The 12,852-nt window shown below is 73.2% G+C and carries 14 protein-coding genes and 1 pseudogene; 7 read left to right on the top strand and 8 right to left on the bottom strand.

Annotated elements, in window-relative coordinates; genetic code table 11:
* Positions 1-8: 8 nt before the first annotated feature.
* On the top strand, positions 9-437 hold the full coding sequence (locus ACIGXJ_RS13645) for a PPOX class F420-dependent oxidoreductase (protein WP_399644132.1): 429 nt from the start codon (positions 9-11) through the stop codon (positions 435-437).
* Between the two features lie 15 nt (positions 438-452).
* Here ACIGXJ_RS13645 and ACIGXJ_RS13640 read toward each other — a convergent pair whose 3' ends face one another.
* The 5 genes from ACIGXJ_RS13640 to ACIGXJ_RS13620 all read right to left on the bottom strand — a co-directional run bounded on the left by ACIGXJ_RS13640 (position 453) and on the right by ACIGXJ_RS13620 (position 5,485).
* Positions 453-1,058 carry a GTP-binding protein gene (locus ACIGXJ_RS13640; RefSeq protein ID WP_399644130.1) on the bottom strand — a complete coding sequence of 202 codons (606 nt, stop codon included), beginning with the start codon at positions 1,056-1,058 and terminating at the stop codon, positions 453-455.
* 107 nt (positions 1,059-1,165) lie between these two features.
* A complete protein-coding gene (locus tag ACIGXJ_RS13635; RefSeq protein ID WP_399644129.1) occupies positions 1,166-1,579 on the bottom strand; it encodes a DUF742 domain-containing protein in 414 nt (137 codons plus the stop codon).
* 21 nt (positions 1,580-1,600) lie between these two features.
* The gene (locus tag ACIGXJ_RS13630; RefSeq protein ID WP_399644127.1) at positions 1,601-2,035 is read right to left on the bottom strand and encodes a roadblock/LC7 domain-containing protein; all 435 of its coding nucleotides are present in this window, start codon (positions 2,033-2,035) and stop codon (positions 1,601-1,603) included.
* Positions 2,032-4,494 carry a nitrate- and nitrite sensing domain-containing protein gene (locus ACIGXJ_RS13625; RefSeq protein WP_399644124.1) on the bottom strand — a complete coding sequence of 821 codons (2,463 nt, stop codon included), beginning with the start codon at positions 4,492-4,494 and terminating at the stop codon, positions 2,032-2,034. Before ACIGXJ_RS13625 ends, ACIGXJ_RS13630 begins: the two co-directional genes overlap by 4 nt.
* Before the next feature lie 220 nt (positions 4,495-4,714).
* Positions 4,715-5,485: an MHYT domain-containing protein gene (locus tag ACIGXJ_RS13620; protein WP_399644122.1), complete on the bottom strand. Its 771-nt coding sequence runs from the start codon at positions 5,483-5,485 to the stop codon at positions 4,715-4,717.
* Between the two features lie 152 nt (positions 5,486-5,637).
* On the opposite strand from ACIGXJ_RS13620, the pseudogene ACIGXJ_RS13615 reads away from it, so the two are divergent.
* Positions 5,638-6,237: pseudogene (locus tag ACIGXJ_RS13615) on the top strand (class I SAM-dependent methyltransferase).
* 3 nt (positions 6,238-6,240) lie between these two features.
* On the opposite strand, the gene ACIGXJ_RS13610 reads toward ACIGXJ_RS13615, so the two are convergent.
* Positions 6,241-6,996, bottom strand: a complete 756-nt coding sequence (locus tag ACIGXJ_RS13610) for an alpha/beta fold hydrolase (RefSeq protein WP_399644119.1) — start codon at positions 6,994-6,996, stop codon at positions 6,241-6,243.
* Positions 6,997-7,135: 139 nt separating this feature from the next.
* Between ACIGXJ_RS13610 and ACIGXJ_RS13605 the strand changes: the two genes are divergently transcribed.
* Complete coding sequence (locus ACIGXJ_RS13605; protein WP_399644117.1) at positions 7,136-7,660, top strand: PadR family transcriptional regulator; 525 nt, start codon at positions 7,136-7,138, stop codon at positions 7,658-7,660.
* Here the strand turns inward: ACIGXJ_RS13605 and ACIGXJ_RS13600 are convergent.
* Complete coding sequence (locus ACIGXJ_RS13600) at positions 7,646-8,626, bottom strand: oxygenase MpaB family protein (RefSeq protein ID WP_399644115.1); 981 nt, start codon at positions 8,624-8,626, stop codon at positions 7,646-7,648. The two genes, ACIGXJ_RS13605 and ACIGXJ_RS13600, sit on opposite strands and share 15 nt — an antisense overlap.
* 116 nt (positions 8,627-8,742) lie before the next feature.
* Here ACIGXJ_RS13600 and ACIGXJ_RS13595 point away from each other — a divergent pair, with 116 nt between their 5' ends.
* The 3 genes from ACIGXJ_RS13595 (at position 8,743) to ACIGXJ_RS13585 (ending at position 11,694) form a co-directional block, all read left to right on the top strand.
* A complete protein-coding gene (locus tag ACIGXJ_RS13595) occupies positions 8,743-9,039 on the top strand; it encodes a hypothetical protein (RefSeq protein WP_399644113.1) in 297 nt (98 codons plus the stop codon).
* Between the two features lie 134 nt (positions 9,040-9,173).
* Positions 9,174-10,070: a hypothetical protein gene (locus ACIGXJ_RS13590; protein ID WP_399644111.1), complete on the top strand. Its 897-nt coding sequence runs from the start codon at positions 9,174-9,176 to the stop codon at positions 10,068-10,070.
* Positions 10,071-10,308: 238 nt separating this feature from the next.
* Positions 10,309-11,694: a tannase/feruloyl esterase family alpha/beta hydrolase gene (locus ACIGXJ_RS13585; RefSeq protein ID WP_399644109.1), complete on the top strand. Its 1,386-nt coding sequence runs from the start codon at positions 10,309-10,311 to the stop codon at positions 11,692-11,694.
* A gap of 4 nt (positions 11,695-11,698) precedes the next feature.
* On the opposite strand, the gene ACIGXJ_RS13580 is transcribed toward ACIGXJ_RS13585, so the two are convergent.
* Positions 11,699-11,881: a hypothetical protein gene (locus tag ACIGXJ_RS13580; RefSeq protein WP_399644107.1), complete on the bottom strand. Its 183-nt coding sequence runs from the start codon at positions 11,879-11,881 to the stop codon at positions 11,699-11,701.
* Here ACIGXJ_RS13580 and ACIGXJ_RS13575 point away from each other — a divergent pair.
* The gene (locus ACIGXJ_RS13575) at positions 11,832-12,758 is read left to right on the top strand and encodes an esterase-like activity of phytase family protein (protein WP_399644105.1); all 927 of its coding nucleotides are present in this window, start codon (positions 11,832-11,834) and stop codon (positions 12,756-12,758) included. The two genes, ACIGXJ_RS13580 and ACIGXJ_RS13575, sit on opposite strands and share 50 nt — an antisense overlap.
* The last annotated feature ends 94 nt before the right edge of the window (positions 12,759-12,852 follow it).

Genomic DNA, 12,852 nt, shown 5'->3' with positions numbered 1-12,852 from the left:
ATGTGGACATGGCACACAAGATGACCGACGACGAATGGCGTGCGTTCGTCTCCCACGGCACCCGCACCGGCAAGCTGTCCACCGTCCGCGCCGACGGCAGCCCGCATGTGGCGCCGGTCTGGTTCCTGCTCGACGGCGAGGACATCGTGTTCACGACCGGCAAGGACACCGTCAAGGGCCGGAACCTGAGGCGGGACGGACGGGTCGCGCTGTGCGTGGACGACGACCGGCCGCCGTTCGACTTCGTGGTGGTGCAGGGCCGTGCCCGGGTCTCGGAGGACCAGGCGGAGTTGCGTCACTGGGCGACTCGGCTGGGTGCGCGGTACATGGGCGAGGAGCGCGCCGAGGAGTTCGGCGCGCGCAACGCCGTGCCGGGCGAGTTGCTCGTCCGGGTGTCGATCGACAAGGTCGTCTCCGAGAAGGCCGTCTCCGGCTGAGCCCGGTCACGGACTTCAACGGACGGAGTCGAGGAGCCGGGCGGTGTGCATGCGCCCGGCGTACTCCACGAGACGGATCAGCACTTCCTTGCCGGAGTCCCGGTCGCGGGCGTCGCAGAGCACGACCGGTGTGCCCTGGTCGAGGTCGAGCGCGCGCAGCACATCGTCCACCGCGTGGCCACGGGCGCCGGCGAAGCAGTTGACTGCGACCACGAACGGGATGTGCCGGTGCTCGAAGTAGTCGACCGCCGGGAAGCAGTCCTCGAGGCGACGGGTGTCGGCGAGGACGACGGCGCCGAGCGCGCCTTGCGCCAACTCGTCCCACAGGAACCAGAATCGGTCCTGGCCGGGGGTGCCGAACAGGTAGAGGGACAGCCCGGACCGGATGGTGATCCGCCCGAAGTCCATGGCCACGGTGGTGGTGACCTTCTGGTCCACGCCGTCGGTGTCGTCCACCGACTGGCCCGCCTGGCTGAGCAGTTCCTCGGTGCGCAGCGGCCTGATCTCGCTGACCGCGCCCACCAGGGTCGTCTTGCCCACGCCGAAACCGCCGGCGACCAGAATCTTCAACGCCAGCGCGGCCGTCTCGTCGTCCGGGGCGTCGGAGTGCTCGGAGACCATGGATCACTTCTCTCGGGAGTGCCGGAATCGGTCGACGTGGGGGGTGGGGGGCGCGGCGGGAAGGTGCCGACGCGTCTCTCGGCGGGCCACTGATGCGCGCGGGGTCCTCACAGCGCCCGCAGCCCGTCGATGACCTCGCGCAGGATCCGTTCGTCGGGGAGCTGCGCGGGCGGTACGGGACGGGTGACGGTGACCCGGCCCAGTTCCAGGAGGTCACCGAGGAGCACCCGGACCACGCCGAGCGGCAGATCGGCGCCGGCGGCGAGTTCGGCGACGGACTGGGTCTCCGTGCGGCACAGGTCCACCAGCGCGCGGTGCTCGGGACCCAGCGTGGCGTCGTCCTCGGCCCCAGGGCCCGCGGGGTCGAGGGTGACCAGGGCGATCAGGTCGAAGCGGACCCCGGTGGGCCCGGGCCGGGTCCGGCCGCCGGTCATGGCGTAGGGGCGGACGAGCGGGCCGGCCTCGCCGTCGTACCACTGGCTGCCCGGTTCGCGGGGAGCGCCCCGCAGGTCGTCGGTCATCGTCGTGGACCGCCTTCTCGGTCAGCCCGCGGCGGGCGGCCGCGCGGTGACGCGGGGCGGCGTGTAGAGGTGCTCGCCGACGCGTTTGACCAGACGTGCCATCTCGTACGCCACGAGGCCGATGTCGGCGTTCACGGCGGTGAGGAGGGCGAGGCAGGAGCCGTCGCCCGCGGCCGCCACGAACAGGAAGCCGTCGTCCATCTCCACCATGGTCTGGCGTACGCCTCCCGCGCCGAAGTGCCGGCCCGTGCCCTTGGCGAGGCTGTTGAAGCCGGAGGAGACCGCGGCGAGGTGCTCGGCGTCCTCTCGCTCGAGGTCGCTGGAGGCGCCCACGGCGAGCCCGTCGTCGGACAGCACCACGGCGTGCCGCACCTCGCGCACGCGCAGCACCAGATCGTCGAGCAGCCAGTCGAGTTCGCCGGACCGCTGCGCGCTTCTTCTGCCCGGGTCGATCATGCGGGGTCTCCTTCGCTGCTGTCGCCGGCCGGGCCGCGGCCGGGTCGTCTGCCGCCGCCGCGCGCCCAGCCGTCGCGGTAGGCGGCCATTCGGTCCCGTACGAGTTCGGGGGTGCGCCGGTCGTCGGGGGAAGGCCCGGACGGCCGGGCGGGTTCCTCGGGGCGGCCTTGACGCAATTGGGGGGCGAGGGACGCCTGGCGGACCCGGCGGGGCAGGTCGTCGGACGTCTCGGCGTCGTCCGGGGTGCGGTGCGGGCGCAAGGCGGTCACCCCCGGCGGCGGAGTGTCGGACAGGGTCGGGGCGGGGGCGGCGAGCACCGGACGGCCGGCCGCCTGATGGACGGTCTCCTGCAGAGCGGGTCCCGCGGGCACACGCGCGTAGTCGCGTTCGGCGGGCCGGGGCGTCTCGGCGTCCTCGCTGCCGGATCGTTCCGTCGCCTCGCCGTGCAGCAGTGCCACGGGCAGCAGGACGACCGCGGTCGTACCGCCGTAGGGCGAGGGCCTCAGGTGGACCTTGATGCTGTGCCTGGCGGCGAGGCGGCTCACCACGAACAGTCCGAGCCGGTCGCTGTCGAACAGATCGAGGGCCTCGGACTGCGCGATACGCCGGTTGGCCTCGGTGAGGGTCTCCTTGCCCATGCCCAGGCCCCGGTCCTCGACCTCGACGGCGTAGCCGTTGCCGACGGGTTCGCCGGTGACGCGCACACGCGTGTGGGGTGGTGAGAACTGGGCGGCGTTCTCGATGAGCTCGGCCAGCAGGTGGGTGAGGTCGGCGACGGCCGCGCCGACGACGGACGCCTCGGGGAGTTGCCGTACCTCCACGCGCGCGTAGTCCTCGACCTCGGAGACGGCGGCGCGCACGACGTCGGTCAGCGAGACCGGCATGCGCCAGGCCCGGCCGGGGGCGGCACCGGAGAGGATGATCAGGCTCTCGGCGTGGCGCCTCATGCGCGTGGTGAGGTGGTCCAGGCGGAAGAGGTCGCTGAGCTCGTTGGGGTCGTCCGAGCGGCGTTCCATGCTGTCGAGCAGGCTGAGCTGACGGTGGACGAGGACCTGGCTGCGCCGGGCGAGGTTGACGAAGACGCCCGAGATGCCGCTGGCGAGTTCGGCACGCTCCACGGCGGCCCGCAGGGCTGCCCGGTGCACGGTGCCGAGGGCTTCGGCGACCTGACCGGTCTCGTCCTCCGCGGGCGGCCCCGGGGGCGCCTCCGCGCGGATGTCGATCTCCTCGCCCGCGCGGAGCTTGCGCATGGCGTCGGGGAGCTTGCGCCGGGCGATCTCCAGCGCACTGTTGCGCAGGCTGACCAGTTCCACGACGAGGCCACGGCCGATGCGCACCGAGATCACCAGCGAGGCGGCGACGGCGGCAAGCCCGAACAGCACGGCTGCGCCGGCCGGGGTGAGCAGTCCGTGGGTCAGCGGGTCGGCCCGGCCGGCCACGTCACGGGCCGCGTCCTGCTCGACGGCGCGCATCTCGCTCTGCACGCGCGCGTGGGCGCTGTCCCAGGCGCCACCGGCGGGTTCACCGTCGAGGGCCTCGTCCTCCAGTGCGGTGACGGTGGCGTAGGCGTCGCTGTCTGCGAGCTCGCGCCAGGCGGCGCGTTCCGGGCCGCCCAGATCGGGGACGGCGGACTCGGTGAGGGCGCGGCGGGTGAAGACGGCCCCGGTGAACAGCCGCAGCCGCTCGCCGGTCAGGCCCTTGGCCGGGCGTCCGCCGGTCAGCAGCACGTCCTCCCGGGCCAGCGCCTCACCCGCGCGGGAGAACTCCAGCAGCACGCGCGTGTCGGAGCCGAGTTCGGCGTCCTGGATGCCGCTGAGGGCGCCGTCCACGGCGAAGGCGTCCGCGATGGTGCGGGTGTAGCGCTCGTACGTCCGCCGCCAGTCGGCGCGTCCGTCCTCCAGTTGGGCGCGCAGTCCACGCAGTTGCTCGGCGCCGGTGACGAAGGCCTCCAGGCGCTGGGCGACTCCGTGCGGCAGTTCCTGGCTGTCGGCGACCGTGTTGTGTTCGCCGAGCCGCAGCCGGGCCACCGCGCGGTCCGTGGCGCGGGTCAGCCGGTCGAGGTCGTCGCCGCGGCCGGCTGACGGGTCGGTCGCCCGGCGCACCGCCGCGGCGCGCTCGGCCTGAAGGGCCGCCACCGCGGCCGCGACGGGCGCCCGGACCTCGGCGTCCACGCGCTGCAACTGCCGCAGCCGGGATACGTCCTGGGCGGTCGTCACGGTCGCGTACGCCCACAGGGCCAGCAGCGACACCACCGGCACCATCAGCAGGCAGACGATCCGTGCGCGCACCGTGCGCGGTCGGGTCCACCGGCGTCCCGCGCGCGTGGGCGCGGTGTCCGGGCCGCCGCCCGCGGGGTCGGCGGGGTTCTCGTCGGCCGGGAGTCCGGCGTGGGCGCGGCGGCCGCGCGGTGGTGGGGGCGGCGACTGGGCGCCTGTCGGGGTGCTGCGTGGTGTACGCATGGCCTCCTCGCTCGGAAGGGGTTCGTGGGCGTGTCGTCGGCCGCGGGGCGGTGGGCCGCGACGGGGCCGTCGGCGCGGTGGCCGCGAACGGGACCGTTGGGACGGTGGACCCGGACGGGGCCGTTGCGGCGGCCGCCCCGGATGGGCCTGCTGACGCGGCTGCCGTGGGCGTGGGGCGTCGGGCGGTGTGCCGCGACCGTGAGCGCCGGGCGGTGACCGGTCAGCGAGCGACTTCCACCGGCCGCTGGGCCGAAGCGGTCGCCTCGCGCTCCCCCGTCGTCGGCGACAGGGCGACGAAGGCCGAGGTCAGGAAGAGGTAGGACCCGAGGCCGACGGCGAGGGGGAAGATGAACTGCATCGCCGTGGCCCCGGGCAGCACCTCCCCGGAGGGCGTGACCCGCACGTCCACCGCGAACATGGCGGTGTAGTGCATGCTGCTCACCGCCGCCCCCATGACGAGGGAGGCGACGGTGACCGCGAGGGGCGACTTGATGTTCAGGGCCGCCCACAGGGCCGCCGTCGCCGCGACGACGGCGATCACCACGGAGAGGGCGACCTTGACCGGGTCGTACGTCACGTCGCCGTGCAGCCGCACCGCCGCCATGCCCAGGTAGTGCATGCTCGCCACGCCGAGGCCGGTGGTCAGGCCGCCGACGAGGAGAGAGCGGCCCCGTTCGCGGCCGTAGCCGACGGCGAAGACGCCGGCGCTGACGACGAGCATGGCGACGAGCAGACTGAGGATGGTCAACGGCACGTCGTAGCGGATGTCGGTGCCGTGGACGCCGAAGCCGAGCATGGCCACGAAGTGCATGGTCCAGATGCCCGTGCCGATGGCGGAGGCGGCGGTCAAGAGCCAGTTGCGGCGCGAGCGTCCGGTGGCGCCGAGGGCGCGCACGGTGCATCGCAGCCCGAGCGCCGCGCCCGTGCAGGCCATGACGTACGACAGCACGGGGGTCAGCCAGCCGAAGGTGGCGTGGTCCAGGTGTCCCATGGCCCCGGGACGCTAACGGGGGCACGGGCGCACAATGGGGGCGCATTTCGAAAGCTGCTGGAATATGACGTCTAGATGTTCCGGAACGATCGGGTCACGCTCGAACGTGTGCACCGGGGCGTCATCCGTGTCGGTGAGGGATCATGCGGAGCATGAGCGACGACCGCACACACGTCCAGGAGTTCTTCACGGCCCGCGCGGCCGACTGGGACAGTCGTTTCCCCGACGACGGTCCCGCCTACGCGGCCGCCGTCGCCGGGCTCGGCCTGCGCGAAGGCGACCGGGTGCTCGACGCGGGCTGCGGCACCGGACGGGCCCTGCCGCCGCTGCGGGCGGCCGTGGGGCCCTCGGGAGTGGTCCTCGGGGCCGATCTCACCCCGGCCATGCTGGAGGCCGCCACAGCGGCCGGACGGGACAGGTACGGGCGGTTGCTGCTCGCGGACGTCGCCGAGCTGCCGCTGCGCTCGCAGTCGCTCGACGCCGTGTTCGGAGCGGGACTCATCTCGCATCTGCCCGAACCGGAGTAGAACCTCCGCGAGTTGGCGCGGGTGGTGCGCCCCGGCGGCATCCTGGCGCTGTTCCACCCCATCGGGCGGGCGGCCCTGGCGGCCCGGCACGGCAGGCAGATCACCCCGGACGATCTGCGTGCCGAGCCCAACCTCCGCCCGCTCCTCGGGCGTTCGGGCTGGCGCATGACGTCGTACGTCGACGAGGACACCCGCTTCCTCGCCTTGGCCGTTCGAACGGACTGAGCTTCACAGACGTCCGGCTACGGCGGCCGCGAAGGCCTCCGGGTCGTCGAACATGACGTTGTGCCCCGCGCCGGGCACCGTCACCACCCGCACACCGGCCGCCTCCAGCGTCTGCCTGCCCTCGAGTTCGCCGCTCAGTTCGCCCTGGAGGTAGACGCGGTCGACCGGGACCGCCTCCAGCATGGTGCGCATGACGGGTGTGGATCCGCCGACGAGGCCGACCGCGGTGCGATGCAGCGCGCGCGGGTCCGCCAGACGCATCGTCGCCGCCCACGCGGGACCGACCTTCTCCAGCACACGCGTGTGGCCATGGTCCACGAAAGCCTCCTCCTCCCAGGTGGTGATGCCGCTGCTCGCCGCGGTGAGGGGCGGGTGGGCGTCGAGGTTGGCCTCGGTGAGCACCAGCCGGGACACGAGGTCGGGCCGGCGGTGGGCGAGGACGATCGCCACCGCGCCACCCATGCTGTGCGCGATCAGCTCCGCGCCGCTCAGGCCCGCCGCGTCCAGGACGGCCGCGAGGGCGTCGGCGTGGGCCTCCAGGCTGTAGGAGAAGTGCTCGGGCCGGTCGCTGATGCCGTGCCCCGGCAGGTCGACGAACAGGCTCCGCCGCCCGGCGAGTTCGGGCCGGGCAGCGACATGGGCGTGGTACACCGAGGACATCGAGCCCAGCCCGTGCACATACACACGCGCGGGTTCCTCACCCGGCACCTCCGTCCACCGGACGCAGCTGCCCCTGTCGTCGAACTCCGCCTGACGCATCCCGTGCTCCTCTCCCGGTGGCCGGCTCGCTTCCGGCACGCCCTGGACCATACATCGGTGACGGAATACTTCGCCACCGATGTATTACGGGAGGGGGTTATTGCTACGCCGATGTACAGCGGAATGCGAGAATGCGGGCATGCTGGAGCTCGCCATCCTCGGATTCCTGTACGACGCCCCGCTGCACGGCTACGAGCTGCGCAAGCGGATCACGGCACTGACCGGGCACGTCCGGCCCGTCGCGGAGAGCACGCTCTATCCGGCGATCAAGCGCCTGGAGAAGGCGGGGCTCCTGGAGCGCACGACGGAGCCCGGTGCGGGAGCGGCGCCGCGGCACGTCCTGTCCCTGACCGAGGCGGGCCGGGCGGACCTGCGCCACCGGCTGGCCGAGCCGGACCGGCTCGACATCACCGACGAGAACCGCTGGTTCACGGTGCTCGCCTTCCTGCGGCACCTGGACGACCCGGCCGCCCAGGCGGCCGTACTGCGGCGCAGGCTCGGCTTCCTGGAGGAGCCCGCGAGTTTCTTCTACGACGGTGACCGGCCGCTGCCCGCCGAGGATCTGGACGACCCGTTCCGGCGCGGCGTCCTCACCATCGCGCGCGCCACCTCCCGGGCCGAACTCGACTGGCTGCGCGCCACCCTCGGGTCACTCGGCGGCTGACGTGCCCACAGCGCCCGAGGCACCCGCCGCCGGAGCCTCCGGCGCACCCGAAGCCTCCGCTGCCGGGGTCTGTCGCGTACCCGACGTGTCCAGCTGGCGGACCGGGCAGCCGCGCACCCCGGGAACCGGCCAGGTGCCCAGTTCGTTCACCTCGTAGCCGTCGGGATAGCCCTTGATCTCCCAGTTCTGCCGCGCGAAGTGGGGCGCGCGGCGAGGGGGCAGCAGCCGGACGGCACGCCCGCGCAGCCGCACCGCCCGGCGCACGAGCGTCCTTGCGGCGGCGGAGGGGGGTGCGTAGCGGAAGGCCCGCAGCAGCGAGTCGTCGAGCAGGGCGAGCGTGGCGGTGCGCAGCAGCGGTGCCAGGGGGCGCGGATACCAGGAGACCATCAGGCCGAGCGTGGCGTCGGAGACCCGGCTTGCGCCCTCGTCCCAGGCGAAGTGGGCTGCCTCGTAGTCGTCGAGGCAGGTCTCGAACTCCTCGTACGTCTCGGGGATGTCCTTGATGCCCATCCGCCGGCCCAGCATGCGGTAGTGGAGGGCGGCGGCCACGGTCTCGTGGCGGGACAGCCTGCGCCAGCCGTAGGCGTCGATCCACCGCTTGGGCATCACGACGAACGTACTGAGCACGTAGCGCATGTCGTCGTTGCTGATGTCGTAGCTGCGGTGCATCTGGTTGATGCGGCGGATCGCGGTGCGGCCCTGCTCGCTGTCGAAGCCGTGCTCCACGACGGCGTCGAGGAGCAGCGAGGTGTCGTCGTAGCGCTTCTGGGTGCGGTCGGTCAGCTCCGCGGTCTCGGCCAGCAGGCGGCCGATCGAGGGGACGGCGTAGGTGCGGTACAGGGCCAGTTCCAGGGCTCGGGCGTAGTCCCAGGGGAACTCGTAGGCCGAGCTGAGCCGGTAGATCTCGGAGGCTTCCTCGTACGGGTCCATCCGCCGGATCTGTTCGAGCCGCGCGTAACGCTTCACCGTGCCGCCCCTTCTGCCGTCGAAACTCCAACTCTACGGTGCGCAACAGCAGATGAACGATCAGTGGGAGGGTAAGTCCCTCACACGGGGGAACCGAGGCAGGGAAGGCGGTCGGCATGTTCGACAAGGTTCGCAAGGTCTGGCACAGACTGATCGGTGCGCCGCGCACCGAGCGGCAGGGTGAGCGGGACAGGCGCGCGCACAACCTCTTCGAGGCGGCCGCGGTGTATGTGGCGGCCTGCGCCGAGGACGACCAGGACCGGATCGACGAGGCGGCCGGGTGGGTGTCGCCGGAGGCGCTGTCGTTCGGCGTGAACGAGCTGGCGTGCCGCGCGGTGATAGCGCTCGCCCGGGAGCGCGACGAGTCGCCGGGGACCGTGGCCCGCTCACTGCTGGGCCTGCCGGCGGCCTGAGAGACCGGAACACAGCGGGTCGATTCGTCCCGTCACGTCGGAAACCGCAGTTCCGGGCGTTCTGGGGAGTCGTGACAAGCGCGCCGGGTGCGCATTAGGGTGCGCGCGGTTGGACGAACCCCTGGGAGGCTGGCATGGCCGGGACGGACGAAGAAGCCGTCACCGCCGCGGACGACGCGCTGTACGTGCTCACGGCGGTGCTGCTGACGCCCGCGCAGTTCCCGAGCGTGCTCGGCGACGACTACCCCGAGGCCTGCGCCGCGCTGGGGCTGGCGCCCCTCGCCGACGGGTACGGCCTGGTGCTCGGCCAGGACGGCGAGGGCGCGCGGTGGACCATCGCGACCGACGACGTCTCCTTGGTGGCCGTGGCCATCGCCTCCTGGGACTGCGGTATGGAGTACGACCTGTCGCCCGCCGAGGACACGGTCGTGGCGGCGCTGCCGGGCTGGCCGCTCGCGGTCGCCGTCGCGGCTCCCGGGATACCCGCCCCGCACGATCCCGACCCCGCGCTCGCCGACCGTCCCCCGCTGGCCCCGCCGGACACCTCCGGGTGGGGGCCGGCGCAGCGCCGCATGGGCGCGGACGAGGTCGCGTTGCAGTGGGCGTTGTGGCGCGAGCAGATCGACGACTCCGAGTTCGCCACCGCGGGCGAGGCGTCCGGGGACGCGGGCGAGACCTCCGAAGAGGCCGGCGCTGCCCCTCGGAACGCCGGCGCGCAGGCGCGGACCGAGGGCGCGGACACGGGGCAGGAGTCCGCGGGCCCGCGCAGCGGCGTACGGCGGGTGCTGACGGAGGCGAGGGCGTACGTGGACACGCCCCCGCCACTGGGCCGGGTCCGGTCCTCCTTCGCGCCGGGGGACGCACGGACGCTGCGGGCGGACGGCCCCGGCTGGTCGCTGGTGGCCAGGACGGACGACATCGCCTTCGTGCTGCTCGACGAGGCGCCGGGAGAGGTGCTGCCGGTGGGGCGGGGCCCTGAGCTGCCGGGCCTGCTGGAGGCGCTGGACAAGATGGCCGTACGGCCCAGCTGAGCGGCCGGAGGCACGCTCGGCGAGGTGCCCGCCGCACGGACAAGGCGTCACGAGCCACGACAAGCCGTCGGTACCACTGCGTCAGTGACGGCGCTGGCGTGTGAGGAGCCCCCAGACGCAGGGCTCTTGGCATGTGGTGCCAACCCATGGCCGGTGAACAGGTGCGGCCACACGATGGGGCCACTCGCGCGCTCGATCGCCGCGCGGTCCCACCGTCACCCCGCCCTGGAGGCCGTTCATGCGTCTGTCCCGAGGTGTCCCCCTCGCCGCCGCACTGCTGGCGGTGACCGTCACCGGTCCCGCTCCCGCCGCGGGGGCGGCCGATGACGGCCACTGCGCCCGACAGGAGCGGGTGCGGGTGCCGGGGGCGGAGTTCCAGCGGAGTGCGTGCCTGGCCGACCTCACCACGACGGGGCTCGCGGGCACGCCGTACACCGACACCGCCGACCAGGCGGGGCTGACGGCGAAGGACACCCGCAGCCCGTCCGGCGTGCCGGGCGTCCAGGTGGACGGCTACTTCCCCGACACCTCCACGTTCAACGCCACGCACGGATGGCGTCACGACGCCCAGTTCGTCATCCGCCTGCCCGACCGCTGGAACGGCGGCCTCGTCGTCACCGGCGCCCCTGGCACCCGCAGGCAGTACGCGACGGACCGGGCGATCTCGGACCGGGTGCTCGCGCTGGGCTACGCCTACGCCGCCACCGACAAGGGCAACAACGGCGCCGACTTCTACCGCGACGGCTCCCGCCCCGGGGACGCGGTGGCCGAGTGGAACGAGCGCACCACCCAGCTCACCCGGGCGGCCCGGCGCGCCGTCGCGCAGCGCTACGGGCACGCCCCGCGGCGCACCTACGTCACCGGCATGTCCAACGGCGGCTATCTCACCCGCTGGCAGTTGGAGAACCACCCCGAGCTGTACGACGGCGGCGTGGACTGGGAGGGGGCGCTGTGGACCGCCGACGGCCCGAACCTGCTCACCTCCCTGCCGGTCACGGTGGCGCGGGCGGCCGGTTCCGCGCGGGACGAGAACCTGTACGCGGCCGGGTTCGCGCGTGGCTCGGAGTTCCTCTGGCCGTATCACGAGAAGGCGTACTGGGGGCTGACCCAGAAGATCTACCGCGCCGAGTTCGATCCGTCGTACGACCCGGGCTGTCCGGGCCCGTCGGCGGGCGGCACGCTGGAGGAGATCCTCGCGCCGTGCGCCTCCGACGCGACCTACGACTACGCCTCGCGGCCCGACTCCGTGCGGCGGGCGGTGGCACGGGTGGCACTCACCGGGCGCATCGGGCGGCCGATGATCACCCTGCACGGCGATCTGGACGCGCTGCTGCCGAAGGCGGCGGACTCCGATGTGTACGCGCGGATGGTCGACAAGCGCGGCCGGGGCGGACTGCACCGCTACTACACGGTCCTCGGCGGCACGCACGTCGACGGCCTGTACGACACCTACCCGGACCGGCTGCGGCCGATCCTGCCCTGCTACCGCTCGGCGTTCGACGCGCTGGTGGCCTGGGTGGAGCGGGGCACGCCTCCGCCCGCCGACCGGGCCGTGGGCCGGTCCGCGGACGGCGACGTGGTCGACTCCTGCCCCTTGGACGATGCCGCCGCCGGCGGGCGCTAGCGTCTCAGCGGCCCAGCTCCTTGCGGGATGTGCGGCGCAGCCGGCGCCGCTGTGACGGGTCGAGCGTGAGGTAGGCGGCGGCCGGGACGCCCAGCACGATCAACAGTGCGGCCCACCAGGGCAGCCAGATCAGCAGGATGAGCCCGACCGCCACACCTCCCGCGGCGATCTTCGCGTTCTTCGACATCTGTGTCGCCTCCTTCGCGGCCACTGCCGCTCTCTGTGGTGAGAACGGACCCGTGCCCGGCGCGGTTCCGGACGGCGACCCTGACTCAACCCTGAGGCCGGTCCCCTACTCCTCCCCGAGAGATCGGCGGGCGGCCCGACCCTCCTCCCCCAGAGATCGGCAGGCGGCCCGACCCTCCTCCCCCAGAGATCGGCAGGCGGCCCGACCCTCCTCCCCGAGAGGTCGGCAGGCGGCCCGACCGGAAGCCGCCACCACGCGTTCACGCGCGTGTGCCGCGATGTTCTCCCCGCAGGGATCGAATCTGGCCGCTGACAGCGAACTCGTTCCCAGGAGGCCCGATGTTCCCCTACGCCGCCGGCCGGCGCCCTGTTCCCCGTTCCTTCGCGGCGGGGCTGCCTCTCCGGCCGAGTACGCCTACCGCTTCGACCCGGTAGGCGTGGTCGATCCGGGCGAGGACGACACCTCCGAGCTGAAGATCTCCTCGGTGGTCGCGGTGGGCCGGGAACGGCTGGTGGTGCAGGAGCGCACGGACAAGGCCGCCCGGCTGCACCTCGTACGCCTCAGTCCGGCCGCGAACATCCTCGGCGGGCGCTGGGACGACGCGGCCGCGTCGCCGTCGCTGGAGCAGCTGGAGGACCCGGCGGCGGCCGGTGTCCCCGTGCTCGCCAAGCGGCTCCTCGTCGACCTGGGGACGGTGCCGGGTGTGCCGGGGAAGATCGAGGGTGTCGCGCGCGTGGCCGACGACACGATCGCCGTCGTCAACGACAACGACTTCGGCATGACGGACGGCGCGGGCGCCTTCGACGCCCAGGGCCGCCTGCTGGACAGTGGTGTGGAGACCCACGTCCTCTACGTGCGGTTGCCGCGCGGCATCTGACCGTACGGCCGGCGACAGGCACTTGGGCCGAGAGGTGTGGTCGGTGCCTGTTGCCGACGTCGTGGTGCGGTGACCGGCCGGCCCTGAGGCGAGT

The sequence above is a fragment of the Streptomyces sp. NPDC053367 genome (genome assembly GCF_044545925.1).
In the GTDB taxonomy this organism is placed as follows: domain Bacteria; phylum Actinomycetota; class Actinomycetes; order Streptomycetales; family Streptomycetaceae; genus Streptomyces.
Note: the sequence above shows the minus strand (reverse complement) of the source record. Positions and strands in the feature narration are given on the sequence as shown.